This is a genomic window from Pantoea sp., from assembly GCF_039594315.1.
Classification (GTDB): Bacteria; Pseudomonadota; Gammaproteobacteria; order Enterobacterales; family Enterobacteriaceae; genus Pantoea.
On the sequence record NZ_JBCNNP010000032.1, the window covers coordinates 1 to 22,055 of the forward strand.

General features: G+C 55.1%; 23 protein-coding genes. 18 read left to right on the forward strand and 5 right to left on the reverse strand.

Going from position 1 to position 22,055, the window contains the following annotated elements; translation table 11 throughout:
- Positions 1–272 precede the first annotated feature (272 nt).
- Positions 273–572 (forward strand): I78 family peptidase inhibitor, encoded by a 300-nt coding sequence (locus ABDW13_RS16330; RefSeq protein WP_343553604.1) that lies wholly within the window; start codon positions 273–275, stop codon positions 570–572.
- A 171-nt stretch (positions 573–743) separates the two neighbouring features.
- Entirely contained in the window at positions 744–1,061 is a 318-nt protein-coding gene (locus tag ABDW13_RS16335; RefSeq protein ID WP_343553605.1) for a hypothetical protein, read from the forward strand.
- Positions 1,062–1,073: 12 nt separating this feature from the next.
- Here ABDW13_RS16335 and ABDW13_RS16340 read toward each other — a convergent pair whose 3' ends face one another.
- Entirely contained in the window at positions 1,074–1,325 is a 252-nt protein-coding gene (locus ABDW13_RS16340; RefSeq protein ID WP_343553606.1) for a biofilm development regulator YmgB/AriR family protein, read from the reverse strand.
- Between the two features lie 392 nt (positions 1,326–1,717).
- On the opposite strand from ABDW13_RS16340, the gene ABDW13_RS16345 reads away from it, so the two are divergent.
- Positions 1,718–3,022: a multidrug efflux MFS transporter gene (locus ABDW13_RS16345; protein ID WP_343553607.1), complete on the forward strand. Its 1,305-nt coding sequence runs from the start codon at positions 1,718–1,720 to the stop codon at positions 3,020–3,022.
- Here the strand turns inward: ABDW13_RS16345 and ABDW13_RS16350 are convergent.
- A complete protein-coding gene (locus ABDW13_RS16350; RefSeq protein WP_343553608.1) occupies positions 2,961–6,041 on the reverse strand; it encodes a beta-galactosidase in 3,081 nt (1,026 codons plus the stop codon). The genes ABDW13_RS16345 and ABDW13_RS16350 overlap by 62 nt on opposite strands.
- Before the next feature lie 265 nt (positions 6,042–6,306).
- On the opposite strand from ABDW13_RS16350, the gene ABDW13_RS16355 reads away from it, so the two are divergent.
- From ABDW13_RS16355 to ABDW13_RS16385, 7 genes are all read left to right on the forward strand, one after another.
- A complete protein-coding gene (locus ABDW13_RS16355; protein WP_343553647.1) occupies positions 6,307–6,438 on the forward strand; it encodes a hypothetical protein in 132 nt (43 codons plus the stop codon).
- Positions 6,439–6,653: 215 nt separating this feature from the next.
- Positions 6,654–6,908 carry an anti-adapter protein IraP gene (iraP, locus tag ABDW13_RS16360; RefSeq protein ID WP_343553609.1) on the forward strand — a complete coding sequence of 85 codons (255 nt, stop codon included), beginning with the start codon at positions 6,654–6,656 and terminating at the stop codon, positions 6,906–6,908.
- A 103-nt stretch (positions 6,909–7,011) separates the two neighbouring features.
- A complete protein-coding gene (locus ABDW13_RS16365) occupies positions 7,012–7,314 on the forward strand; it encodes a PsiF family protein (protein ID WP_343553610.1) in 303 nt (100 codons plus the stop codon).
- 322 nt (positions 7,315–7,636) lie between these two features.
- The gene (locus ABDW13_RS16370; protein WP_343553611.1) at positions 7,637–9,160 is read left to right on the forward strand and encodes a sodium:solute symporter family protein; all 1,524 of its coding nucleotides are present in this window, start codon (positions 7,637–7,639) and stop codon (positions 9,158–9,160) included.
- Position 9,161: 1 nt separating this feature from the next.
- Entirely contained in the window at positions 9,162–9,935 is a 774-nt protein-coding gene (locus ABDW13_RS16375) for a glucosamine-6-phosphate deaminase (RefSeq protein ID WP_343553612.1), read from the forward strand.
- Positions 9,928–11,076: an amidohydrolase family protein gene (locus ABDW13_RS16380; RefSeq protein WP_343553613.1), complete on the forward strand. Its 1,149-nt coding sequence runs from the start codon at positions 9,928–9,930 to the stop codon at positions 11,074–11,076. Before ABDW13_RS16375 ends, ABDW13_RS16380 begins: the two co-directional genes overlap by 8 nt.
- Positions 11,077–11,215: 139 nt before the next feature.
- A complete protein-coding gene (locus ABDW13_RS16385; RefSeq protein WP_343553614.1) occupies positions 11,216–12,742 on the forward strand; it encodes an FAD-dependent oxidoreductase in 1,527 nt (508 codons plus the stop codon).
- Positions 12,743–12,898: 156 nt separating this feature from the next.
- On the opposite strand, the gene proC is transcribed toward ABDW13_RS16385, so the two are convergent.
- Positions 12,899–13,711 carry a pyrroline-5-carboxylate reductase gene (proC, locus tag ABDW13_RS16390; RefSeq protein ID WP_343553615.1) on the reverse strand — a complete coding sequence of 271 codons (813 nt, stop codon included), beginning with the start codon at positions 13,709–13,711 and terminating at the stop codon, positions 12,899–12,901.
- A 149-nt stretch (positions 13,712–13,860) separates the two neighbouring features.
- On the opposite strand from proC, the gene ABDW13_RS16395 reads away from it, so the two are divergent.
- Positions 13,861–14,304, forward strand: coding sequence for a YaiI/YqxD family protein (locus tag ABDW13_RS16395; RefSeq protein WP_343553616.1), 444 nt, complete (start codon positions 13,861–13,863; stop codon positions 14,302–14,304).
- Here ABDW13_RS16395 and ABDW13_RS16400 read toward each other — a convergent pair whose 3' ends face one another.
- The gene (locus tag ABDW13_RS16400; RefSeq protein WP_343553617.1) at positions 14,305–15,000 is read right to left on the reverse strand and encodes a DUF2076 domain-containing protein; all 696 of its coding nucleotides are present in this window, start codon (positions 14,998–15,000) and stop codon (positions 14,305–14,307) included. It lies immediately after the preceding gene.
- A gap of 284 nt (positions 15,001–15,284) precedes the next feature.
- On the opposite strand from ABDW13_RS16400, the gene aroL reads away from it, so the two are divergent.
- The 7 genes from aroL to ppnP all read left to right on the forward strand — a co-directional run bounded on the left by aroL (position 15,285) and on the right by ppnP (position 20,895).
- Positions 15,285–15,809 carry a shikimate kinase AroL gene (gene aroL / locus ABDW13_RS16405; RefSeq protein ID WP_343553618.1) on the forward strand — a complete coding sequence of 175 codons (525 nt, stop codon included), beginning with the start codon at positions 15,285–15,287 and terminating at the stop codon, positions 15,807–15,809.
- A 107-nt stretch (positions 15,810–15,916) separates the two neighbouring features.
- Positions 15,917–16,108 (forward strand): YaiA family protein, encoded by a 192-nt coding sequence (locus ABDW13_RS16410; protein ID WP_343553619.1) that lies wholly within the window; start codon positions 15,917–15,919, stop codon positions 16,106–16,108.
- A 288-nt stretch (positions 16,109–16,396) separates the two neighbouring features.
- Positions 16,397–17,149, forward strand: coding sequence for an IclR family transcriptional regulator (locus ABDW13_RS16415; RefSeq protein WP_343553620.1), 753 nt, complete (start codon positions 16,397–16,399; stop codon positions 17,147–17,149).
- A 169-nt stretch (positions 17,150–17,318) separates the two neighbouring features.
- Positions 17,319–18,878 (forward strand): OPT/YSL family transporter, encoded by a 1,560-nt coding sequence (locus ABDW13_RS16420; RefSeq protein WP_343553621.1) that lies wholly within the window; start codon positions 17,319–17,321, stop codon positions 18,876–18,878.
- A gap of 15 nt (positions 18,879–18,893) precedes the next feature.
- Positions 18,894–19,826, forward strand: a complete 933-nt coding sequence (locus ABDW13_RS16425) for a DUF1177 domain-containing protein (protein ID WP_343553622.1) — start codon at positions 18,894–18,896, stop codon at positions 19,824–19,826.
- 2 nt (positions 19,827–19,828) lie between these two features.
- On the forward strand, positions 19,829–20,506 hold the full coding sequence (locus ABDW13_RS16430) for an AroM family protein (protein ID WP_343553623.1): 678 nt from the start codon (positions 19,829–19,831) through the stop codon (positions 20,504–20,506).
- Between the two features lie 104 nt (positions 20,507–20,610).
- Entirely contained in the window at positions 20,611–20,895 is a 285-nt protein-coding gene (gene ppnP / locus ABDW13_RS16435) for a pyrimidine/purine nucleoside phosphorylase (RefSeq protein ID WP_343553624.1), read from the forward strand.
- Between the two features lie 154 nt (positions 20,896–21,049).
- On the opposite strand, the gene rdgC is transcribed toward ppnP, so the two are convergent.
- The gene (gene rdgC / locus ABDW13_RS16440; protein WP_343553625.1) at positions 21,050–21,961 is read right to left on the reverse strand and encodes a recombination-associated protein RdgC; all 912 of its coding nucleotides are present in this window, start codon (positions 21,959–21,961) and stop codon (positions 21,050–21,052) included.
- Positions 21,962–22,055: the final 94 nt, after the last annotated feature.

The following is a 22,055-nucleotide window of genomic DNA, read 5'->3' on the forward strand; positions in this document are numbered from 1 at the left end:
GGCTGATACTGGCATATTATGACCGGGAAGAAAGACGTATTATCCGAATAGACTGAGCACAAATGTGTTACCTATGTGCCCGGTCTGATCTGTTACCTATGTGCCCGGTCGTACCTTTATGGTGACCACCCTCAATCACGCTGCATTTATGCGAGTGAGATCGCGATTTTAAGTCAAATTTCGCGACCAATCTGCTATTTAAATTTTCGCTTCACGGTCACGCTTTGCTACTCTCAGAAACCGGTTGTCTATTAATCCAGGAGGAGAAACTCGTGACCCATTATGGAAAAGCGCTACTGGTAACGGCATTTTTTGCCCTCACCGCTTGCCAGTCCGCCAGCAAACCCGACGCCACTGCGGCGACCAGCCACGATTCGGAAACCGATCAGTGCGGCGCGTCGCAATACCAAAACTACGTTGGCCAGCCGTTGTCCACGCTCGATAGCAAACGCTTTGCGGTGCCGGTGCGCGCCATTCCGTGGAACTCTGCGGTGACCATGGATTTCAATCTGCGTCGGATTAATTTCGCGGCAGATCAAAGCGGTAAAATTTCGCGCGTTTACTGCGGATAACACGAAACAGACACAGCATTGTCATCGCGCTGTCACAGCGCCGGGCGAGGATAATCACGCACTACGGAGATTTCCTCGTCACTCTCGAATATGCAATGCTCGTCTTGTTTCTTCCCGCTTCGGCGGGAATTTTTTTATCTTTCGGCCAGCAAGACCGATTGAGGAGTGATGATGAGAAAGTCCAACAAATTACTGCTATTAGCGTTGTTGCTCAGCCCATTGGCTCAAGCGTCCAGCGAAGCGGCGTGGCAGCAAAACGATAAAAACATGCAGCAAAATTGCCTGAAGGCCAGCGGCCTGAAGAGCGTCAAAGTGGTGGGTAAGCCGATTCAGTATGACGACAGCGTAGGATTTGATGCGCTGCTGCTGGAAGGGCGCTATCCGCAAAAGCACATGAAGAATCAGGTCGGACGCGAACTCTGCCTGTATCAACGTCAAAGCGGCAAAGCCTTTGTCAGCGAAGCCGACCATCTGCGAGCGGTAAAATAAGCGCCAGGGCCGCTACTTTTGCGGCCCGGACTCCAGTAATTGCGCCAGCAGATTGCGATAACTTTGCAACTGCTGCTCATCGCCAACAAACTCCAGTTTATTAATCACCCGCGCAATGATCGCTTTGCTGGTGGCGGGCTGTCCGTCGTCCATCAGCTCGCGCATGATTGCCGCCAGTAAATCGCTCTCATGCGGTGCATGCCAGGCGGGGCTGTTGAAGTAGTCGGTAATCGCCCGACTGGCGCTGTTTGGCTGGGTTCTCATAGCTGACCTCCGCAGAGACAACAATGCACGCCGCCGGATAGTGGCAGCAGGGAGAAATAAAGGTTAAGCATGCAGACTGTCCAGAACGGACAGCGCGTCGCCAGCCATGACTGGTGGTTTTTTAAACATAGATGCGCCGTGGAAACTTGTCAGTAACGAGTAGACATATTTTTTCACGTTTGCCCCGCGTCGCGATGCGCTTATCTTGCGGCAATCAATGTTTCAGCACATAAAGACACTAGAAAAGTGGGTTCTTGCATGATTTGCTGTGAGCAGAATCACGCTCGGCAGCGTAAAACTGCGTTTTTGGTGCCATGCCATGTTTTGCCGTCCAGCAATGTTACGAGGTTGTTAGACTAAACCCTTGTTTCATTCTTCCGATGCACACGCCCATGTTACGCTCCATCGAGTCCTGGAAAGTTAATCTGATATCTGTCTGGTTTGGCTGCTTTTTTACCGGCCTCGCCATTAGTCAGATCATCCCCTTCCTGCCGTTATATGTTGAAGAACTCGGTATCCGTGGCGGCAACGCATTAAGCGTTTGGTCAGGTCTCACCTTTAGCGTCACCTTCATCGTATCCGCCGCCGTCGCGCCGTTATGGGGCAGCCTTGCCGACCGCAAAGGGCGCAAATTGATGCTGCTGCGCGCTTCATTCGGCATGGGCGCGGTGATTCTGTTGCAGGCGTTTGTTACCCAAGCGTGGCAGTTGCTGTTGCTGCGCGCGCTGATGGGATTAACCTCCGGCTACATCCCCAACGCAATGGCGCTGGTTGCCGCGCAGGTGCCGCGTGAACGCAGCGGCTGGGCGCTCAGCTGTGTGTCAACCGGACAAATTGGCGGTGTGATTCTCGGCCCAATGATTGGCGGATTGCTAGCCGACTGGCTCGGATTGCGCATGGTGTTTATCGTCACCGCCGCGTTACTGATGGTGAGTTTCCTGGTCACCTTGTTCCTGATTAAAGAGACCGGTTATACGCCGGTGAGTAAGCAGGACAAGATGAGCGGGCGCGAGGTATTTCGCAGTCTCGATAACCCGCGTTTGATGGTGGTGCTGTTTATCACCACCATGGTGATTCAGATGTGCAACGGCTCGGTGAATCCGATTCTGACGCTATTTGTACGCGAACTGGCGCCGAATGCGCAGAACATCGCGTTCCTCAGCGGCGTGATTGCCGCGCTGCCGGGCGTATCCGCGTTGATTGCCGCGCCGCGTTTGGGGAAATTGGGCGATCGCATTGGGACGCAACGTATCCTGATCGCCACCATGATTATGTCTCTGGTGCTGCTGGTAGCGATGTCGTTCGTCACCAGCGCTACGCAGTTGGGTGTGCTGCGCTTCCTGCTGGGTTTTGCCGATGGCGCGATGATGCCGGCGGTGCAAACGCTGCTGGTGCGCCATTCACGCGATAACGTCACCGGACGCATCTTTGGTTACAACCAATCGTTCATGTATTTGGGCAATGTGGCGGGGCCATTATTGGGCGCGGCGGTTTCGGCGGCGACCGGCTATCGTTGGGTATTCTTCGCCACCGCGATGGTGGTGCTGATTAACGTATTTTTGCTGCGCCGCTTCTACCGTCGGCCAAAAACCACGCTGACTCCGCCGGTGAGCCAGCGTGAAATGGCCGAGCAAACTACTGAAGCAGCGTCAGCGCGTAGTGCCAGCGCTGCTGAGAAAGCAAAAACTCCGGGCTAACGCTCGGACTCCACGAATCATCGCCGCCGACGCCCATATGGAAGCCGTCGAGGTGCAGCCAGCAGCCTTCCTCCGGCTGCAACAAGTGGCGATGCGAGGTTTCGCGCAATTGCTCAAGGCTGTAGCGGCTGAGTGAAAAGGCGAAATCGCCACCAATCAGCCAATCGCCGCTGCGTAACTGACGCGTGCCATAACGCAGACCATTTTCCCCGGGAAACACATAGGCGGTGCTGAGCGCCGCCAGCGGCAGTTGCCAGCGTGAGAACTGCGCTGCCAGTTGGCGATCCGGGTAATTTTCGTGCGGCCCCAATCCCAACCAGCTCACTTGTTCAGGGGTATTTTTCAACTGGCAGCGCAGCCCAATGCGCGCTGGCGGCGGCAAGCCGGGCGCTTGTTGCACATCAACGCTAACTGACAACTCACCGCTGGCGCTGATCTGGTAACGTTTGTGGCTGGTAAACGCCAGTTGACCGTTAGCGCGCCATTCATGCCAGGTTTCAATCAGTACGCTGTGTTTCAGGCTGTCGGCCTGCATATCCACCAACACCGCTTCCAACTCGTTATAACCGGCGCGTTTCCAGCGCTCAACCCACGCGTTAGGATCGACGTTGGCGGCTTCGCTGGTGCCGATATCGTTATCAATCGGCGCACGCACAAAGCACTCTTGCAGCGGCGACAGCAGCGTTTCTTCATCATCGACAAACCATTGCACCAACTCGCCGCTGCGACGGGAGAAGTGCCAGCGTTGCTGCGGCAGCACCACGGCGACCAGATTGTGATTGGCGATCAATTCTGGCGCGCTGGCGCTGATTTCCGGCAGGCGCGTGGCGATTGCGGCGGGCAGCGGCCATTGATCCCACGCGACACGCGCATTGGCTTCTGACCACGGCGTGGCCGCAATTTGATATACCGCCAGATTGAGCCAGGCATGCGCTAGCAGGTTTTCGGTCACCGGCAATGAAATGTGTTGGCTGCCTTGCGCAGCGAGATCCAGCGGCATTTCACCTTCGGCGATGGTTGCGCCAGCTTGTTCAACCGACCAGCGCAGCACTTCGTTATCGCTGCGGCGGAACAGGTATTCACTGGTGACGGTAAAGCTAAACGGATGGTTCGCATCCGGCTGGAACTGGAAGAATTGCTGCGCACGCTGCGCTTCAAACAGCGCCGGATGCGGTGAACGATCGGCAAATACCAGGCCGTTCATGCAGAACTGACGATCGTTAGGCGTATCGCCAAAATCGCCGCCGTAGGCTTGCCAGGCCGTACCATTGTCGTCATAGCGCGTCAGGCTTTGATCAACCCAATCCCAGACGAAACCGCCTTGCAGGCGCGGGAATTGACGGAAAGCTTGCCAGTATTTGGCGAAGCCGCCAAAGCTGTTGCCCATCGCATGCGCGTATTCACACAGAATCAGCGGACGCGTTTCGCCCGGCAAGCCAATCCACTTTTTCAGCGACCATTTTGGTACTGCCGGGAAGGGCTGATCCTGATCGACGCGCGCGTACATCGGGCAAACGATGTCAGTTGCCGCCGTATCCGCGCCGCCACCTTCGTACTGCACTGGGCGCGTGGCATCGCTGCTTTTCACCCATTGATAAAGCGCATCATGGGTGCTGCCGTGGCCGGATTCGTTGCCCAGCGACCAGAGGATAATGCAGGCGTGATTACGGTCGCGCTGCACCATGCGCGTAACGCGCTCGCTGTAAGCGGCGAACCAGCGCGGATCGCTGGATAATCGGTTCATCGGCTGCATGCCGTGGGTTTCGATATTGGCTTCATCGACCACATACAAGCCGTATTCATCGCACAACCGATACCACAACGGATGATTGGGATAGTGTGCGCAACGTACCGCGTTAAAGTTGTGGCGCTTCATCAACTCAATGTCGCGGCGCATGCTGGCTTCATCCACCACCTGGCCGTTTTCCGGGTGATGTTCATGGCGGTTAGCGCCGCGAATCAGCAGCGGCTTGCTGTTGACGCACAGTTGGCCGTTCTCAATGCTAACGCGGCGGAAACCGACGTCGTAGGCTTCGGCTTCAATCAGCGTGCCGTGTTCATCGAGCAGTGAAACTACCGCACGATACAGATGCGGCGTTTCGGCGCTCCATAATAACGGCTGCTGCACCGGCACAATAATTAAACCGCGTTCAGGATAATGACCGCGTTCATCAATAATCGCGCTACCGGGTGCTTGTTGTTGCTCGCCAATCAACTTATCGCCGAGCCATAAACTGACGCGTAAGCGGCATTGTGCCAGTTGATGTGCTTCGGCCTGAATCTTAACGCTGACGCGCAAATCACCACGGATGTATTCCGGGCTGAGCGCGGTTTCAATCTGCAAATCGGCGAGTTGCGTAAGTGGCTTATGCAGCAAGGTCACATCGCGGAAAATGCCGCTCATGCGCCACATATCCTGATCTTCCAAATAGCTGCCATCGCTCCAGCGCAGCACCATCACCGCCAGGCGGTTTTGTCCTGGCTGCAACGCTGCGCTGAGATCGAATTCGGCCGGTAAACGGCTATCTTGCGAGTAACCGATCCATTGTCCGTTGCACCATAAGAAGAAGGCAGAATTGACGCCATCAAAGATGATGCGTGTCTGGCCCTGATTTAGCCAATTTTCATTCACTCTGAATGTGAGCGAATAACATCCGGTGGGGTTTTCTTTGGGTACCAAAGGTGGCGTGACTGGAATCGGATACTGCACGTTGGTGTAAATCGGCGCATCGTAACCATGCAATTGCCAGTTGGCGGGCACCGGTAGTGCATGTGCGCCAGGCAGATCCTGTAGTAGCCAGCTTTGCGGTACCGCTTCCGGCTGAGTGAAATAGCTGAAAGTCCATTGACCATTGAGTGAGATGCGCGAAGGCGAAGGGCGATCATCACGCGCGCTGATCTCATCGCGCCAACTGGCAAACGGAGGATGCGCATCCAATCGATTCAGGCTGGTGATCACCGGATTTTCCCAATCACGGCGTGCCAGAATTTCACTGAGGGAAACAGCGGATAAGGTCATGATCAGATCTCAATAATTGTAATGCGCTCACATTGCGTGAATTTAGCGCAACAGTAAAGGGATTAGCGATGATTTTGCGAGGTGAGTCCGCCTGGTAATTGACCGGAACTGTGATGTTTTTGCCATGGCAGTACCCGCGAATTGTTAAGCGTGGTGAGCGGAGATGAATAGCGGCGCGATGCGGAGAATTCTGTATTGTCGCGCCCGATGCGGCCTCATACACTCAGCCCGATTTCACCCTTCTGAGGTTATTATGGTTCGTATTATGAAACTCGCCGCGGTCGTGGCATTGGTTAGCGCATTGAGCGGTTGCATCTTCCCACCTCCAGGCGGCGGTGGCGGCTGGGGTGGCGGACACGGCGGCGGACCGGGTCGTGGATTCTCGGAACCACGCTAATTTAGTGCCAATTTAAATTAATTTCTAATAAGCGAAACGTTTCAACAAACACTATTTGTCATCAGTGAAACGTTTCGCCGTTACATATTGAATTTGCATCGCTTTTAATGCGCTGCGGTTATTGCTAATTTTTCCATTTAACACTTAAAAATCCTTGTTGTTTTATTCTGCTCAATGCTAACGTCTGTTTTTCTTCTCTCTATTGAGCTTGTCGCATGAAAAACCTGATTGCGGAACTCCTTCTAAAGCTGGCAGAAAAAGAAGAAGAGTCTAAAGAATTAGTGGTTCAGGTTGAGGCGTTAGAAATCGTGTTAACCGCGATGCTGCGCAAACTGAATCCGGAACAATTCCATGAAATCGCTGCGGGTATTAAATTGGCGATGCCGCCGGTGGCACCGGCTGCGGAAACGCCTGATACCACATTATTGCGTAATTACGTTGAAAGACTGCTCGACCACCCGCGCGTTTAGTCAGCTTGGTCCTGTTTTTACAGGAAAATGTCGTTATGGAGTTCTCGCATTTGCTTATTCCGTGCCATGCTTAGTAAGCAATAATGCTAAGGAGAATCCGGTAATGAAATCGTGTCTTTTGGCAATAATGGCCGCAGGCCTGCTGATTGCAGGCGGAGCCAGTGCAGCAGAGAAAACCGCTCAGCAGGAAAAAATGACCATGTGTAACCAGAGCGCCGGTACACAAAATCTGAAAGGTGATGCGCGTAAAAGCTTCATGAGTGACTGTCTGAAAAAAGACAGCAAAATGGGCAGCATGACGCCGCAGCAAATGAAGATGAAAACCTGCAACGCCGATGCAGCGGATAAAAAACTCGCTGGCGATGCACGTAAAACCTTTATGAGTTCCTGTCTGAAGAAAAGTTAATTGAATTAACCGCTGACGTTTAACATGTAATAAGGGTTCATGTTTATCATGAACCCTTTTTTTATGCGGATATTAACTCACAGTTTTTTGTAGGGCCGCCATTTATGGTGACCAATATAAACCCGCATGAAATTTAAATATGCAGGTATTCAATTTTACTTATCACGTCAGAATAAAAACGCATACCAGGATATCCATCACATTCCGCGGCTAAAAACACTGGCAGGATGCATTAGTCCTAAATGATGACTAATTAAATAATCGCCAATTTCCCCGCGAAGCCGGACCGTTCGTTGGACAGCCTTTACCTGTGGAGTCTGCTATGAATGTGCTTGATTATGCTGTGATGGCGCTTTATGCGCTGATGATTGTGGCTATAACCCTGTGGGCGATGCGCAAGGTGGGCAGCACGCGCGATTTCTTTGCCGCAGGCGGCAAAATGCCGTGGTGGCTTTCTGGCGTGTCGCATCACATGTCGGGCTACAGTGCGGCGGTGTTCGTCGCCTACGCGGCGGTGGCGTACAACATGGGCATCACCATCTATTTTTGGTGGGCGTTCCCGATTGCCATCGCGGTGCTGATTGGTTCGCGTTTGTTCGCGCCGCGTTGGGCGCGCTTGCGCATCTACATGAATATCGAATCACCGATGGAATACCTCGCCACACGCTACAACTTGCCGACGCAAATGGTACTGGCGTGGAGCGGCGTGCTGCTGAAAACCTTTGACGTAGGCGCAAAATGGGCGGCGATTGCGGTGATCATCAACGTGTTTACCGGGCTTGATCCGCTGGTTGGCATTTGCCTATCGGGCGCACTCAGCCTGTTTTACACCGTAATGGGCGGTTTGTGGGCCGATGCCTGCAACGACTTCGGTCAGTTCGTGGTGCAGTTTGTCGCGGCGATTGTAATGGTGGCGGCGGTGGCAATGCATCTGGGCGGTTTTGGCGAACTGTTCACGATCTGGCAGCGCTTGCCCGAAACGCATACGCAGATCATTCAACAGCCGTATTCGCTCGGCTTTATCCTCGCCTATTTCGTTATCTATACCTTGAGCTATAACGGTGGCACCTGGAATCTGGCGCAACGTTTCATCGCCGCGCCTGCGGGCCGTGATGCACGCAAAGCGGCGCTGCTGTCTGCCGCGTTGTACCTGATCTGGCCGCTGATTCTGTTCTGGCCAATGTGGGCGGCGCCGCTGCTGTTTCCCAATCTCAGCGATCCGTCGCGCTCCTACTCAATGATGGCGATGGAACTGCTGCCGAATGGTTTGGTCGGACTGGTGCTGGTGGCGATGTTTACGCACACGCTATCGATGACGTCATCGGACGCTAATGCCATCACTGCCGTGGTGACGCGCGATATCCTGCCAGGCATGCTGCCCAAACGTTTTCAGCGCGGCAAAAGTTCGCTGCTAGTGGCACGACTGACGGCGTTTCTGTTCATCATCACCACGTTGATCATTGCCATGAACGCCAGTCGTTTTGGCGGCGTGCTGTCGCTGCTGATCATCTGGTTCGGTGGCTTAGTCGGCCCCATCTCGATTCCGATGTTGTTGGGCCTGCTGCCCGCTTTCCGTCGCAGCGGCAGCGCCGCCGCGCTGGTGAGTTGGGCGGTCGGCGTCGCCACCTTCTTCTGTGTGAAATTCTTGCTCACCGATGTCAGCACCGCTACGCAGGTCGCCGCGCCGGTGATGTCATCGCTGGTGCTGTTTGTGTTGATGGGTTGGCTACGCCGCGCGCCGGTGCGCCCGGAAGTCGATCAATTGCTCAATGCACTTAATCAGGATCACGATGCGCCCGCGCAAGCCAGTTGGGCGCAGAAAAACAATGCTTCTCAGGAGGGATAACATGACGCTATTACAACAAGGATCGCGTGACCGTTTGCAGGTGCAACGTTATGCCAGTCGCCAGGCGCTTGGTGAGGCCGCGGCACAGGATGCCGCCACTCATTTGCGTCAATTGCTCAGCCAACAAGCGGTGGTACGGATGGTGTTTGCGGCTGCACCGTCGCAAAACGAATTCCTAGCCGCGTTGGCAGCTGCGCCCGATATCGATTGGTCGCGCATTCACGCTTTTCATATGGATGAATATATCGGTTTAGCCAACCACGCGCCGCAGCGTTTCAGTCAGTTTCTGCGCCAGCATTTGTTTGATTTAGTACAGCCGGGCGAAGTGCATTTGATTCCATCTGACGGCGATCCGGCGGCGATCTGTGAGGAATACAGCCAAAAGCTCAACGCCGCGCCGATTGATGTGGTGTGTCTCGGCATTGGTGAAAACGGACATCTGGCGTTTAACGATCCGCCAGTCGCAGATTTCAACGATCCCTTGAGCGTTAAAGTGGTGGAACTGGATGACGCGTGTCGTCAGCAGCAGGTCAACGATGGCTGCTTTGCGACCTTCGACGCGGTGCCCACGCATGCAGTGACGTTAACCCTTCCCGCATTGCTGCGCGGTACGCGGCTGTTCTGCATGGTGCCGGGCGCGACGAAACGGGCGGCTGTTCACGCCACGCTGCACGATGATATCTCCACCGCCTGTCCGGCGACCTGTTTGCGCCAGCATCCAAGCTGCACGTTATACACCGACAGCGATGCGTGCCCGGAGGTGGAACTTGACTGATTCCCTGCTGCGTGGCCGCGATTACCGCACGCTGCAACCGATTGAGTTGCAGATGCAGGACGGCCTGATCATGGATATTCGTCCACTGGACACTCTGGATGACGACACCATCCTCGCGCCAGGTTTAGTGGATCTGCAAATCAACGGCTTTCAGGGCGTGGATTTCAACCATTTTCCGTTTAGCGAAGAAGACGTGTTACGCGCCACGCGTGCGCTGTGGCAGCAAGGTGTCACCAGTTATCTGCCAACGGTGATCACTGCACAACCCACGTTGATCGCGCAAGCAATGCAGCGCTTGGCCAGCGCGTGTGAACATCATCCGGATGTGGCGAATGCGGTGCCGGGTTTCCACCTCGAAGGACCGTTTTTATCGCCGGAAGACGGGCCGCGCGGCGCGCATCCGCGTGAGGCGATCTGCGCGCCGGACATTGCTTTATTTGACGGCTGGCAGCAGGCGGCGCAGCAGCATATTCGTTTGCTGACCTTGTCGCCGGAGTGGGAGCACAGCAACGAATTGATCAAACATTGTGTGGCGCAGCAGGTGCGCGTGGCGATTGGTCATACCTCAGCAACAGCGCAGCAGATTCATACCGCGGTGGAAGCCGGTGCGACGCTCTCGACCCATTTGGGCAATGGTGCGCATCTGCAACTGCCGCGCCATCCTAATTACATCTGGCAGCAACTGGCGGAAGATGCGTTGGCGGCGACGCTGATTGCCGATGGCGACCATTTGCCGCCGGAAGTGTTGAAAGTGTTCCTGCGCGCCAAAGGTGAGCAGGCGCTGCTGGTCAGCGACGTCACCGCGTTTGCCGGGCAGCCGCCGGGCATTTATGACACCGCAATCGGCGGTCGCGTACAGCTCAGCGCCAGCGGACGGCTGAGTATGGCCGATGCGCCGCAATTGTTGGCCGGTTCGGCGCGCGGATTGCTGGAAGGTGTCAACTTCCTGCTGCGTCAGCAACTAGCCACGTTGTCACAAGCGATTGAGATGGCATCGCTGCGGCCCGCACGTCAGATTGGCTTGCCACAACAGCAAGGATTAGCCTGTGGCGCGCCCGCCGATGTGCTGCTGCTGAAAGTGCAGCCTGACGGCAGTGTTGCGCTGCGTGGCTGTGTGAAGCTGGGCAAGCGGGTGGCCTAAGCAGATTATCTTCTCTGTTTAAACAGTTAGTTATCTACCGCTACGCTTTGTTGTTGCCGACATTCCATCACGATTTGCCAGGCTTACTGTTTGTAGGGAATTGCTGTTTACCTCACAACCACAAGAATGGAGGCCAATCGTGAGCTATCAAACTGTCGTGGAACTCAAGGCGCTGGCGCAGCGCAAACCCACCAAAGTCACCGTCGGCGAGACCGATATGGTGCTGATTCGTGATGGCGAGCGCGTGCAGGCGCTACAGGCCAAATGTCCGCATGCGGGTGCGCCGTTAGAGCAGGGCGCGGTGTGCGGCGACAAACTGGTGTGTCCGTGGCACAAGGCGGTGTTTCAACTGCAAGACGGGAAGATGTGCGAGCCGTTGGCGCTGGCAAATTTAAAGCGTTATCCGGTGCGTATCGAACAGGGCAAAGTGCTGATCAATCCGCAGGCGATGTCGCCGGCCAGCGCGCCATCCGCGCAAGGCAAAACGCCGGTCTGCGTGATTTTAGGTGCGGGCGCAGCGGGCAGTGCAGCGATCTGGACGCTGCGTGACAGCGGCTTTAGCGGTCACATTGTGTTGATCGAACGCGAATCAGCAGCGCCTTACGATCGCACCGCGCTAAGTAAGTTTGTGCCGTCGGGAAAAATGGCGATCGATGACGTGCCGAAGCTGCTCAAGCCTGAGTTGCTGGCAACGGTGGAACGCTTACAAGGCGAGGTTGAGCAACTTAAAGCGCACGAACAGACGTTGCTGCTGAAAGGTGGCAAAGCGCTGAAATTCGACCAACTGCTGATTGCCAGCGGCGGCGTGCCGCAACCGTTGAATATCCCCGGCAAAGAGTTAGGCGGAGTGCATATGCTGCGCTCGCTTGATCAAGCCGATGCGTTGCTAAAAGAAGTCGATGAAAGCGAACGCCTGGTGATCATCGGCAACAGCTTTATCGGCATGGAAATGGCCGGTTCGTTGCGTAATCGTGATGTCGATGTCACGGTGATTGCGCGTCATCCGTTGCCGTTTGCCAAACAGTTTGGCGAAGAGATCGGCCAGTACTTTTACGATCTGCATCGCAGCAACGGCGTGAAATTTGTTGAAGGCGAACCGGTGGCGCTGGAAGGCGAGGGTAAGGTCAATGCGGTGCGGCTAAAAAGTGGCAAGCAGATTGAGGCCAGTTTGGTGCTGTTTGCCACTGGCGTCGCGCCAGCCACCTCGTTTATTCATGATCTACCGTTGGAAGAGGATGGCAGTTTGCTCACCGATAGCCAGTTGCGTGTCGCTGATAACATTTGGGTGGCCGGTGATATCGCGACTTATCCTTCGGTGCGGGGGCCGCAGCGCATTGAGCACTATCGTGTGGCGCACCAGCAAGGGCGCATCGCGGCATTGAATATGCTGGGCAAAACGCAGTTGTATGATCGTGTGCCGTTCTTTTGGACCGCGCATTACGGCACGCGCTATGAGTATTTAGGCCATGCGGAGCAGTGGGATGATTACCGCTTGCTGGGATCGTTGCAGGATAAGCAGTTTATGGCGTTTTATCTGCGCGAAGGGATGATTGCGGCGGTGTGTTCGGCGGGATGGTACACGCTGACGGCAGCGCTGATAGAGGAGATGCAGCAGCCAATGACGTTGGCGCAGGGGATGGCGTTGTATGAGGCGTATCAAGGGTAGGTGCGGGTTAGTTTGTGCGCGCTGTCCCTCATCCCAACCTTCTCCCGCAAGCGGGAGAAGGTGCTGATCGAGCGCTTAGGCGGAATGGTGCTTCACCTAATCATTCCCTCTCCCGCGCGCGGGAGAGGGTTAGGGTGAGGGGCAAACCGCACAGATCTACTGCTTACTCAGTGCCTCGGACTTCGCCATACACTGCTGCATGGCGTTAATCACTGCCGCGCGGAAGCCTTGCTCTTCCAGCACTTTCACCGCTTCAATGGTGGTGCCGCCTGGCGAGCACACCATATCTTTCAGTTCGCCGGGATGCTTGCCGGTTTCCAACACCATCTGCGCTGAACCTTTCACCGCTTGAGCGGCGAATTGATAGGCCTGCGCACGTGGCATGCCGCCAAGTACCGCTGCATCGGCCATTGCTTCAATAAACATAAACACATACGCCGGTGCTGAACCGCTCACGCCGACCACCGCGTGAATCAGATACTCATTCACCACCGCCGCTTTACCAAAGCTTTCGAAAATACCTACCACTTCATCAACTTCATGCGCTTCAACCAGCACGTTTGGCGTGATTGACGTCATGCCTTCATTCACCAGCGACGGCGTGTTTGGCATTACGCGGATGATTTTACGGTCGTGGCCCAACACCGCAGCCAGCGAGTCCAGCGTCACACCGGCGGCAATCGACACCACCAACACATCTTTCTTCAGCTGTCCGGCCAAATCTTTCAGCACTTTGAGAATCACATTCGGTTTCACCGCGCCAAACAGGATATCGACTTCACGCGCGAGGCTTTCAACACTGTCCGCCGCCGTCACACCATATTGCTGCGCCATCGCCTGATTAGTGGCCGGTTTGCGGTCGAACACCCAGATATTGGCCGGGGCGATCTGCCCGCTGTTAACCAATCCGCTGATGATGGCTTTAGCCATATTGCCGCAACCGACAAACCCGATTTTTTTCTCCAGCATCGCTTAATCCTCTACGTGGTCCATTTTTCTGTGGGGGTAAGCTTACGTCAGCAGCGATTAATAACAAGGCGGGCGATACGCAAAAAAAGTTGCCATTCCGCGCCAGACCGGCAAGATCAGCGGCATTGCCTGTGAAAAAAGGATTCATCATGTCGATTTGGGTTGATGCCGACGCCTGTCCCAATGTCATCAAAGAAGTGCTGTATCGCGCTGCCGAACGCACCAAAGTCACCGTCACGTTCGTGGCGAATCAACCGTTGCGCGTGCCGCCGTCGCCGTGGCTGAAAACCTTGCAGGTTGCTGCGGGCTTTGATGTGGCCGACAACGAGATTGTGAAGCGCGTGCAGCCCGGCGAATTGGTGATTACCGGTGATATTCCCCTGGCGGCAGAAGTGCTGGAGAAAGGGGCGGCGGCGTTGAATCCGCGCGGAGAACGTTACACGCCAGATACCATTCGTCAGCGCTTAACCATGCGTGATTTTATGGAAACCCTGCGCGCCAGCGGGATTCAGAGCGGCGGCCCGTCGACCTTAAGCCAACGTGACCGCCAACTGTTTGCTAACGAACTGGATAAGTGGCTACGTCAGCGCTAATCAGACGAAGCTGTCATCATCATCGAAGTCGCCGCCACTGCCAAAGTCGCCGAAATCGTTGTTATCCGCCAGGTTGTTATCCCAGCCCGAATTGTTGTCCAGAAACGCATTGTTGCTGTCGTTGCCGTTGAAGGTGTCGAGGCTGTTGTCCACCTGCGGCAGTGCCGGTTCGTTGATGATATTCACGATCTCTTCCGGCTGCGAATGATGGAACATGCTGGTCAGCATATCTGCCATCACCACGCCACCCGCCACACCGACCGCAGTTTGCAACGCGCCGCCGAGGAAACCGGTGCCGCGCGGTGGTGCCGCGTATTGCTGCTGAGGCGGCGGTGCATATTGCTGCTGCGGTTGCGGCGGCGCGCTGCCCCACGGCTGCTGCTGTTGCTGTGACGACGCCGGGCGCGAACCGCCACCAAACAGGCTCGACAGAAAACCGCCGCTGCTCTGTTGCGGCGCTTGTTGCTGCGCCTGCGCCAGACGATTCTCTAAATCCGTTACCTGCGCATTGAGTTTTTTCAGTGCCGCTTCCTGAATCAAAATCGCCTGCGACATGTAATAAGGCGCGCCGGGCTGATTCTGTAAATGCTGTTTGATCAACTGTTCTGCGCCCGCATCGCGCGGGCCACTTTGCGTCTCAGCCTGTTTCAATCGGCTGAACAGGTTTTCAATCAGTTGTTGTTCTTCGCTTTGCATGGGGAACCCTCCGTTTAAGGTATGCCTCATATATGAGGGCGCGGGTCAGGAAAGTAAATCAATGACCTGGTAAGGAAATGTTGCCCGCTCTTACATTTAGGCGGATGCACGATTCACGCATTGTTTTTCGTTGCATAATCAAACAAGTAGCCTGAGACCATGCTGAAATACGCGTAAATCGTGCCTCGCAGGTGGCTGATAAAATAAAATCCAGGTATTATGCGACGCATTATTGACCTGATGACGTTGCCCGTGCGGCACATTACGGCGGAGGATGAGCCTGGATGTCATTACCCATCTATCTGATCGGCGCACGCGGTTGCGGTAAAACCACTGTTGGCCAGGCGCTGTCGCAAGCGCTGGGCTATGCCTTTAACGATACCGATCACTACTTACAGCTCACCACCCAACGCAGCGTGGCGGACATTGTCGCGTCTGAAGGTTGGGATAGCTTCCGCGCCCGCGAAACCGAATCGCTGCGTGCCGTCACCGCGCCCAACACCGTGATTGCCACCGGCGGCGGCATGGTATTGGCGGAAGTGAATCGTCGCTTTATGCGCGAGCACGGGCAGGTGATTTGGTTGAATGCGCCGTCAACGGTGTTGGCCGAGCGTTTGGAACATCAACCCGAAGCGGCGCAGCGCCCAACCTTAACGGGCCGCCCGATTGCCGAAGAGATGGGCGATATTCTGCGCGAGCGTGCGCATCTGTATCGTCAAACCGCGCATCATGAAGTCAACGCCATGCAATCGCCCGATCGCGTGGTCGAGCAAATTCTGCAATCGCTGTCACTCGCCCGCGCCAGTTAACGCCTCAGATTCGTCCCTGTTTTTTGCAGCGATCCTCAGTTGTCTATACTTAACGGTAGGCAGAGGATCACTGCTGCCTGTGGACAATTGCGATAAGAGGGAAAACGATGCCAACTAAACCACCGTATCCGCGTGAAGCGCGAATTGTTACCGTTGAGAAAGGCCCTGCAGGCAATACCGTCACCTGGTATGAATTACGCGCTGACCATCCCAAACCTGATTCGTTAATTAGCGAACATAAAACGCAAGCTGAAGCGCAGGACGCGAAAGAGCGCTACGAAGATATCAAAAAAGACTAATTCGGCTGGCAAGGATGCTAGCGCCCAATTAATTACCTCCCGTTGCTAAACATTATTTTTACCCTCAGTAAAATCACGCTTTCATCGGTATAAATCTGCATACCTTCCTGCTGAATAAATCCCGCGCCTGATAACGTCATTCATTTCCCGCTTAGTACCGAATTTTATGCTGCCTTAAAACACACCAGTTTTGTCCGGCTCAAAATTTGCACTTGACCGCAAAAGCTTAGCGTTTTACTTTCGGGTTATTGATATAGGAACTCAGTTCCACATAGTGAAACCAACACCATGACCACACTCGAAAATGCCGCCGCTGTATTGAAGCTGTTCCAGCGCTTAGGCGTGACGCAAGGCCATCCTGGCTTAACGTTTACCGAGGTGGTGGATGCATTGGGCTTGCCGAAAAGTACGGTTTCTCGCCTGCTGGCGACCATGGAAAGTGAAGGATTGCTTGAGCGTGACGCGGAAAGCCGCTGCTTCCAAATTGGACGCGTGCTGCTTTCTGTGGCCGGTCATTATCTATCGACACCTTTAGTTGATAGCGCGTCGGCGCCAATGGCGCGTTTGGCGGCTAGCAGCGGTTGCATGGGCTATATCTCGGTGATTGATGGTGATGATGTGCTGGTGATGCGCATGTATCACGGGCGCTTCTTCACCCAATTGGTGACGCCGCCGGGTACGCGCGTTTCACTTCCCGGCACCTCAACCGGACGCGTGTTGTTAGCGCAGCTCAGCGATGATCAAGTTCGCGAGCGTTTTGCCAGCAATTGGCAGGCGGCTTCGGCGAACTCGCCGCTGAGCGTCGATGCATTATGTGATGAATTAGCGGTGATTCGACAGCAGGGCTGGGCACTGGCGCGCAATGAGACGCTGCCGGGCATCAGTTCCATCGCGGTCGCGGTGACCAACAAGCATCGTGGTGAAAGCGCCGCGTTGTGTCTCTCGTTTTTATCGCAAGAAGCGGCGCCCGGCTACCCGGAAGCACTGCTCAGCGAACTGCGTGCAACGGCCGCATTGATGGCCGAAAAATACGGCGCATAACCTTATTTTCGATTTAAAGGCGTTTATTCGCGCCACACCGGGGAAATAGCAGGTCTACGGACCTGCTTATTTCAATAATCAGGGAACGATTTATAAAAAGCATTGGTGTCCCGCGTGTCGGGCATTAAATGTCTATGCGTTTTCTACAGGGTGAAAATACGGGGATCTTATGCGTCAAAATAATCCAATAAAAAGTGTTGGCGTGGCCTTAATGTTGGTGCTGCTCTCAGTAGCCGGTGCCATTATTGGGGTTCAGCTTATTACCACTATTGGGGTTACACCCAATACCTCTATTATCGGCGCGCTATTTGCCATGCTTCTGGCGCGTATTCCACTGCAATGGTTCCGCCGCTATCGCTCAATCGAAGTGCAGAACCTCGCGCAAACCGCCATCTCCTCCGCCACCTTCGGTGCTGCCAACAGTTTGTTGATGCCGATTGCGGTGCCGTGGGCGCTGGGCGAGCCACAATTGGTGCTGCCGCTGTTTGTGGGCGTGAGCGCCGCCATGCTGCTCGATGCTTACTTACTCTATCGCTTGTTCGATACGCGTGTATTCCCGGCCAGCAATGCGTGGCCACCGGGCGTTGCCGCCGCTGAAGCGATCAAGGCTGGTGACAAAGGCGGCCGTCAAGCGTGGTTGCTGGTGGTCGGTATTGTCGGTGGTATCGCCGGTTCGATGCTGAAGATTCCGATGTCGGCCTTTGGTACGGCGTTCATCGGTAATATCTGGGCGCTGAGCATGCTCGGTATTGGCTTCTTGTTGCGTGCTTACGCGCAACCGGTTGCTGGTATTGATATCAATGCACTTTATATTCCGCACGGAGTGATGGTCGGTGCCGGTTTAGTGGCGTTGATTCAGGTGGCTCAGGTGATCATCAGCCGTCGCAAAGATCAAATCAACGTCAGTCGTCCCGACAGCGATGTGAAGCGCTCGTTGGGCTTCGGCACCGTGGGTTACATCGTTATTTCGACGTTACTGGCACTGGCGGGCGGCTTGTGGAGCCAGATGGGCTTGCCGATGCTGGTGCTGTTCATCATTTACGCCGCGTTTGCTGCCTTTGTTCATGAACTGATCGTCGGGATTGCCGCGATGCATTCCGGCTGGTTCCCGGCGTTTGCCGTGGCGCTGATCACCCTGATTCTCGGTATTCTGCTCGGTTTCCCGCCGTTGGCGCTGTGCCTGTTGTGTGGCTTTACCGCGGCGACCGGCCCGGCGTTTGCCGACATGGGTTACGACCTGAAAGCTGGCTTCATCCTGCGTGGCAACGGCGCTGATTTGCAGCAAGAGTTGTGGGGACGCCGCATCCAGCTGATCGCCGCGATGATTGCTTTTGTTATCTGTATTCCGGTGGTGTGGTACGCGCACAACCTGTTCTTTGCGGAGAACTTGTTGCCGCCAGTGGCTCGTGTGTATGCCAAAACCATTCAAGCCGGTGCTGAACCGGGAATCGCCGGGAACCTGCTGATGTGGGCGATTCCGGGCGCGATTATCCAATTTATCGGTGGGCCAAAACGCCAGCTTGGCGTGCTGTTGGCGACCGGTTTGCTGATTAACAACGCCGCTGCCGGTTGGGCGGTGATGGTCGGTATCGCACTGCGCATCATCATCTTGCGCGTATGGGGCGAGCGTGGACGTTCACCGATGGAGGTGATGGCCGCAGGGTTTATTGCGGGCGACGCGCTGTACAGCTTCTTCCATTCACTTTTCGCCAGTAGCACCAAGAAATAATCCAGGGAATTCATTATGAGCTTACAGCAGACATTGCAGGTGTTTGAGTTACTCGATAGCGCCTATATCGACGGTCAACAAGTGGTGGATCTATTCGCCGCTTATCCCGGCGTGACCGCCAGCACCAAACGTGTCACCGGGCCGAAAGGGCGTACCGATTTCGTGCGTATCGATATTCCAGGTTCGCAGGGCAAGAGCAAAGGTGGCAACGCGCCGACGCTGGGCATTATTGGTCGCCTTGGCGGTATCGGCGCGCGTCCAACGCGTATTGGCATGGTGTCTGACGCCGATGGCGCGGTCGCCGCAGTCAGCAGCGCACTGAAGCTGGCGCAGATGCAGACCAAAGGCGACGTGCTGGCCGGTGACGTGATCATCACCACCCATATCTGCCCAGATGCACCAACGCGTCCGCATGAGCCGGTGGATTTCATGGATTCGCCATGTGACGACATCACTATGAATGACAACGAAGTGATTGCTGGCGTCGATGCGATTCTGTCGATCGATACCACCAAAGGTAACCGCATTCTCAATCACAAAGGCTACGCGCTGTCGCCAACGGTGAAAGAGGGCTACATCCTGCGTGTTTCTGAAGATTTGCTGCGCATTATGGAGATGACCAGCGGCCAGCCAGCGGTGACGTTCCCGATCACCACGCAAGACATCACGCCATACGGCAACGGTGTTTATCACCTCAACAGCATCCTGCAACCATCAACGGCCACTGATGTGCCGGTGGTTGGCGTGGCGATTTGCGCCGAATCGGTGGTGCCAGGTTGCGGCACCGGCGCCAGCCATGAAGTGGATATTGCATTAGCGGTGAAGTTTGCGGTGGAAGTGGCAAAAGAGTTCGGGCGCGAAACTTGTCAGTTCTATGACCAGCAAGAGTACGCTCTGCTGCTATCTTTGTATGGTAGTCTCAGCCACTTGCGCAACCGGAAAGCCTAACGATGAACACGTCCCTGGTTACTCTTACGATTGGTCAATCTCCGCGCAGCGACATCTTGCCGCTGCTGGAAGAACATCTTCCCGCTGAGCAAGTTGCGCACGCGGGTTTACTCGACGGCCTGACGCTGGCCGAGGTTGAGCAGCATTATGCGCCCGCGGCGGGTGATAAGGTGCTGGTATCGCGTATGACCACTGGCGAGCAAGTGCGCTTGTCGGGGCCAAAAGTGGAGCAGGGACTGCAACGTAAAATCATCGAGCTGGAGCAGCAGGGTTACGACACCATTCTGCTGCTGTGCACCGGCGAATTTGGCGCGCTGAAATCGCAATCCGCCTTGCTGCTGGAGCCTGATCGCATCATTCCTCCACTGGTGAAGGCGATTGTGCAGGACCATAAAATCGGCATCGTGGTGCCGGTGGAAGAGCAGATTGCCGAGCAGGCCAGCAAATGGCGTCATCTCAGCACGCCGCCGTGCTTTGCGGTCGCCAGCCCGTATCTGGCCGAGCATGCCGATCTGGTCGAAGCCGGATTATCCTTGCAGGAGCAAGGCGCGGATGTGGTGGTGCTGGATTGCATTGGTTATCACCAGAAACACCGTGATTTCTTGCAGAAAATGCTGGGCATTCCGGTACTGCTGTCGAACGTGCTGGTGGCGAAGCTTGCGGCAGAATTGATCGTCTAATGCGGATGGATCACAACTTGCGATGTGCGGCGCTAATTCGCGTGACAGATCAGCGAGTTCCTTAGTAATCTGCCAGTCACGATAATGTGCTGTGAGGAAGTAATATGCTCAATACGAGTGAGTATTTCGACGGAAAAGTGAAGTCCATTGGTTTCGACAGCGTCACCATTGGCCGTGCCAGCGTAGGCGTGATGGCGGAAGGTGAATACACCTTTGGCACCAATCAGCCAGAAGAGATGACGGTTGTCAGCGGCGCATTGAAAGTGCTGCTGCCGGGCGAAACCGAATGGAAATGGTACGAAGCCGGTTCCTCGTTTAACGTACCAGGCCAGAGCGAATTCCACCTGCAAGTGGCAGAACCCTCTTCTTATCTGTGCCGCTACCTATAAGCACACGTTCGCGAAATAACGTCTGAAACCGGCCATTCCAATTTTGGGGGCCGGTTTTTTTATGGACGAACAACAGGTGCGCATTAATGCGCACCCTACGATATCCCAGCCGGTTGGTCGTAGGGTCGCCATTTATGGTGACCTCAATCACCCGTTAACGCTTGGCTTCGCCGCCTAACGCTTCCACCAGATTGCTGATCAGCGCGGCCAGTTCGCTGGTCATCAGAATGAAATCGGCATCGAAACGCTGGGCGAAATCATCGCGATCGATATCGTCATTCTGCTCACGCAGCGTGTCGCTGAACTTCAGGCGTTTGACTGAAGCATCGTCAGCGATCACCAACTGAATACGTTCCTGCCAATCCAGCGCCAGTTTGGTCACCACTTTGCCGGCTTCGATATGAGTGGCGATTTCGTCAGAGATCAGATCCTGCTTCTTACAGCGAATCACGCCGCCATCTTCCAGCATCGCTTTCAGCTCGGCTTCTTCCATCAAGGCAAAACCAGCAGGCAATTCACCGGAACGCACCCATTCGGTCAAGGTCAGTTCGATGGGATTCTCCAGCGTCAGTGGCACCACCGGCAGCGAACCGATGCTTTTACGCAGCAGCGCCAGCGTATCTTCGGCTTTCTTGGCGCTGGCACAATCTACGATGATCAGATTGTTGACGGTATCGATCCACATGAAAGTTTGGCTGAAACGACTAAAGGCGCGCGGCAGCAAGCTGTGTAGCACTTCATCTTTCAGCGAATCTTTCTCGGTCTTCTTCAGCTTACGGCTCTGTTCGGCTTCCAGCTTGTCGATCTTCGCTTCCAGCGCCTGTTTCACCACTGGCGATGGCAGAATTTTTTGCTCAGTGCGCGCACAAATCACAATTTGACCGTTGATTTCATGCGTCAGCGCTTCACCGCGATTGCCCATCGGTGAAACCCAGCCGGTTTTTGCCATATCCTGGCTGCCACACGGGGAAAAGGTGAAGGCGTCGAGCTGTTTTTCCAGTTCGTCTGCGGACAGTGGAATGTCACGATTCAGACGATAAACCATCATATTTTTAAACCACAACATCGGGATTCCTTACCGTGGGTGCGATCGGGCGCACAAGTCTCAAAGTCAGCGCGCATGATAGCGAAACATCGGATTGGTTTCATTGCCTTTCCCG

Excerpts from the sequence above, each read along its gene's own strand:
- proC (WP_343553615.1), bottom strand. The coding sequence starts at position 13,711 with ATGCTGGAGAAAAAAATCGGGTTTGTCGGTTGCGGCAATATGGCTAAA.
- ABDW13_RS16430 (WP_343553623.1), top strand. The coding sequence starts at position 19,829 with ATGAACACGTCCCTGGTTACTCTTACGATTGGTCAATCTCCGCGCAGC.
- ABDW13_RS16335 (WP_343553605.1), top strand. The coding sequence starts at position 744 with ATGAGAAAGTCCAACAAATTACTGCTATTAGCGTTGTTGCTCAGCCCA.
- ABDW13_RS16340 (WP_343553606.1), bottom strand. The coding sequence starts at position 1,325 with ATGAGAACCCAGCCAAACAGCGCCAGTCGGGCGATTACCGACTACTTC.
- aroL (WP_343553618.1), top strand. The coding sequence starts at position 15,285 with ATGTCATTACCCATCTATCTGATCGGCGCACGCGGTTGCGGTAAAACC.
- ABDW13_RS16395 (WP_343553616.1), top strand. The coding sequence starts at position 13,861 with ATGTCGATTTGGGTTGATGCCGACGCCTGTCCCAATGTCATCAAAGAA.
- ABDW13_RS16355 (WP_343553647.1), top strand. The coding sequence starts at position 6,307 with ATGAAACTCGCCGCGGTCGTGGCATTGGTTAGCGCATTGAGCGGTTGC.
- iraP (WP_343553609.1), top strand. The coding sequence starts at position 6,654 with ATGAAAAACCTGATTGCGGAACTCCTTCTAAAGCTGGCAGAAAAAGAA.
- ABDW13_RS16365 (WP_343553610.1), top strand. The coding sequence starts at position 7,012 with ATGAAATCGTGTCTTTTGGCAATAATGGCCGCAGGCCTGCTGATTGCA.
- ABDW13_RS16350 (WP_343553608.1), bottom strand. The coding sequence starts at position 6,041 with ATGACCTTATCCGCTGTTTCCCTCAGTGAAATTCTGGCACGCCGTGAT.
- ABDW13_RS16415 (WP_343553620.1), top strand. The coding sequence starts at position 16,397 with ATGACCACACTCGAAAATGCCGCCGCTGTATTGAAGCTGTTCCAGCGC.
- ABDW13_RS16370 (WP_343553611.1), top strand. The coding sequence starts at position 7,637 with ATGAATGTGCTTGATTATGCTGTGATGGCGCTTTATGCGCTGATGATT.
- ABDW13_RS16400 (WP_343553617.1), bottom strand. The coding sequence starts at position 15,000 with ATGCAAAGCGAAGAACAACAACTGATTGAAAACCTGTTCAGCCGATTG.
- ABDW13_RS16425 (WP_343553622.1), top strand. The coding sequence starts at position 18,894 with ATGAGCTTACAGCAGACATTGCAGGTGTTTGAGTTACTCGATAGCGCC.
- ABDW13_RS16375 (WP_343553612.1), top strand. The coding sequence starts at position 9,162 with ATGACGCTATTACAACAAGGATCGCGTGACCGTTTGCAGGTGCAACGT.
- ABDW13_RS16410 (WP_343553619.1), top strand. The coding sequence starts at position 15,917 with ATGCCAACTAAACCACCGTATCCGCGTGAAGCGCGAATTGTTACCGTT.
- ABDW13_RS16420 (WP_343553621.1), top strand. The coding sequence starts at position 17,319 with ATGCGTCAAAATAATCCAATAAAAAGTGTTGGCGTGGCCTTAATGTTG.
- ppnP (WP_343553624.1), top strand. The coding sequence starts at position 20,611 with ATGCTCAATACGAGTGAGTATTTCGACGGAAAAGTGAAGTCCATTGGT.
- rdgC (WP_343553625.1), bottom strand. The coding sequence starts at position 21,961 with ATGTTGTGGTTTAAAAATATGATGGTTTATCGTCTGAATCGTGACATT.
- ABDW13_RS16345 (WP_343553607.1), top strand. The coding sequence starts at position 1,718 with ATGTTACGCTCCATCGAGTCCTGGAAAGTTAATCTGATATCTGTCTGG.